Consider the following 3,201-nt stretch of genomic DNA (forward strand, 5'->3'; position numbering starts at 1 on the left):
AGGCGTATTGCCCATAAGGGTGGTTATTTCGTGATAATGCCTGATAAGTGATTCCACCCAGGGACCTGCAGGATTCCAGCAGGGCAGAATCAAATCCAGACCAGGAGTTAATGAGACCATTTCTCCCGATGTATGTACCACAGTTGTAGGAGGTGCTTGTAATAACTCTAATGACATAATTCAAAGGCTATCAGTAAATAATACCGGTTGAGATGGTTTGTGATCCACTATACCTATGACGTCAAAAGGGAAATCTCCCCCTATCCAGACAGCCAACAATAAAAAAGGTCCTGTAAAACAGGACCCTGGCAGTTAGCAAAAAGTAAATTGCAGTTGTAGGTTATTGCTATTGTAAAATATCGAATATTCTTTTCATGGCAATAGCATTTTCATGTCAGTCAGGCACTAAAAGCAAAAAAGGTTGTCCTGCTTTCGCAGAACAACCTTCCTGGTATAAAAAGCTAAGATTAAGCGTTTACTTTGCCTTTCACTTTTGCAATCACTTCTTCTGACACGTTATTTGGTGCAGGAGCATAGTGAGAGAACTCCATGATGGAGCTTGCGCGGCCGGAAGACAGGGAACGCAGCTGAGTTACGTAACCGAACATTTCGCTCAGTGGCACTTTAGCCTTGATAACCTGTACACCGTTTTTAGAGTCCATACCTTCCAGCATGCCACGGCGACGGTTGAGGTCACCTGTAACATCACCCATGTATTGGTCCGGAGTCTGTACTTCTACTTTCATGATCGGCTCCAGCAATACTGGTTTAGCTTTGCGGGCCGCTTCACGGAATGCTTGTTTGGCGCACAATTCAAATGACATGGCGTCGGAATCCACCTGGTGGTATGATCCATCAAACAGGCGAACTCTTAAGCTGGTCAGCGGGAAGTTTGCGAGTACACCCTGGTTGAGTGACTGTTCGAAACCTTTCTGTACAGCCGGGATGAACTCTTTAGGGATAGCACCACCAAAGATATCGTTGATGAACTGCAGGGATTTACCTTCGTTCTCTTTCAGCCATTCTGCATCAGCCGGTCCGATTTCTACCTGGATATCAGCAAATTTACCACGACCACCAGTTTGCTTCTTGAATACCTCACGGTGTTCAACTTTGGTAGTGAGGGCTTCTTTGTAAGCAACCTGAGGAGCACCCTGGTTTACTTCTACCTTGAATTCGCGACGCATACGGTCAACGATGATTTCAAGGTGCAGCTCACCCATACCGCTGAGTACGGTCTGACCTGTTTCTTCATCGGTTTTTGCTTTCAGGGTAGGATCTTCTTCTACCAGTTTAGCAATGGCCATACCCATTTTATCTACGTCTGCCTGAGTTTTAGGCTCGATGGCAATGTGAATAACCGGTTCAGGGAAGGTCATAGATTCCAGGATAATCGGTGCTTTTTCATCGCACAGGGTATCACCGGTTTTGATATCTTTAAAACCAACAGCCGCACCGATATCACCAGCTTCGATGAAATCGATAGGGTTCTGCTTGTTGGCGTGCATCTGCATGATACGGCTGATACGCTCGTTTTTGCCGGTACGGGTGTTCAGTACATAAGAACCTGCATCCAGGTGACCGGAATAAACCCGGAAGAACGCCAGACGACCTACGAAAGGATCGGTTGCAATTTTGAACGCCAGTGCAGCCAGTGGCTCTTTAGCAGAAGGTTTACGTTCCAGTTCTTCACCGCTGTCGGGATCAGTACCTTTTACAGCTTCAACATCCAGCGGAGAAGGCAGGTAGCGGCAAACCGCATCCAGCATCTTCTGTACGCCTTTGTTTTTGAAAGAGGAACCGCACATCATCGGGATGATAGCGATATCGATAGTAGCCTTACGGATAGCTTCGTGGATTTCCTCTTCAGAGATTGAATTAGGATCTTCGAAGAATTTCTCCATCAGGGTGTCATCGTATTCAGCTACTGCTTCCACGAGCTTAGCTCTCCATTCTTCCGCTTCAGCCACCATATCTTCCGGAATAGGAATTTCCTGGTAGGTAGCACCTTTACCTTCTTCGTCCCAGATGATACCTTTCATGGTGATCAGATCTACCACACCTTTGAAGGTGTCTTCAGCTCCGATCGGCAGGGTTAAAGGCACAGGGTTAGCACCCAGCATTTCTTTAACCTGTTTTACCACGTTCAGGAAGTCGGCACCGGAACGGTCCATTTTATTAACGAAACCGATACGTGGTACACGATAGCGGTTAGCCTGGCGCCAAACGGTTTCAGACTGAGGTTCAACACCGGATACAGCGCAGAACAATGCTACCAGACCATCCAATACACGGAGGGAACGTTCTACCTCTACGGTAAAGTCCACGTGACCCGGGGTATCGATGATATTGAATTTATATTGTTTGGTATCAGGTAAGGCTTTACCTTGTAAGGTTGGAAAATTCCAGAAACAAGTGGTTGCCGCAGATGTGATGGTAATACCTCTCTCCTGCTCCTGTGCCATCCAGTCCATTGTAGCAGCACCCTCGTGCACTTCTCCAATTTTGTGGGATTTACCTGTATAATACAGGATACGTTCTGTGGTAGTGGTTTTACCCGCATCGATGTGCGCCGCAATACCAAAGTTCCTTTGAAATTTTAAGTCTGCCATAATATTAAAGTGACTAAATAATGCAATTTGGGGGGCAAAGGTAATTTATTTTTAACAATAAATAAAATGACCTTCTTTTCCAAATTGTTATTTCTCAAAAACAAATGAGCGTGTTATTCATATTATATTTAATAATTATAAATAGTTCTGCGAAAACCAGTTTTTAGACGGTACCGACCACTTTTTTACCAATTTCCACCAAAAGTTAAATCGACGTTTTCCAGGTGTTATAATTCTGTCATATTTGTAGCATATTGTAAACCGGATATACCCTGAAGATTGAGCGCTAAAAACAGCGAAGACCAGAATTGAAAAATCGGTTCCCTAAATAAAAATCGTCATGAAATAGAATGATACTCCATGCGCTTGTATAACAGGCAGATACGTTATTTACTATTGTAGCCCTCCTGTCCGGCGCTGTAGCAGTTCCTGAACACTTTACTTATAACCATACATATATGAGATCAATTGTACTCAGATGCACTCCCGCACTGTTGCTGCCCTTGTGCGCCTATATTCCATCCCATGCCCAGGTGGCGCTTAAGCGGCAGGTGGTTGCCAATACAGGCGGGTCCGCCGTAGTTCAGAA

At 45.0% G+C, this 3,201-nt stretch carries 1 protein-coding gene; it reads right to left on the reverse strand.

Annotated features, from left to right (window positions below):
* Positions 1 to 467 precede the first annotated feature (467 nt).
* On the reverse strand, positions 468 to 2,612 hold the full coding sequence (fusA, locus tag VIM72_RS16570; protein WP_332003943.1) for an elongation factor G: 2,145 nt from the start codon (positions 2,610 to 2,612) through the stop codon (positions 468 to 470).
* Between the last annotated feature and the right edge of the window lie 589 nt (positions 2,613 to 3,201).

Source organism: Chitinophaga sp., from assembly GCF_036569185.1.
GTDB lineage: Bacteria > Bacteroidota > Bacteroidia > Chitinophagales > Chitinophagaceae > Chitinophaga.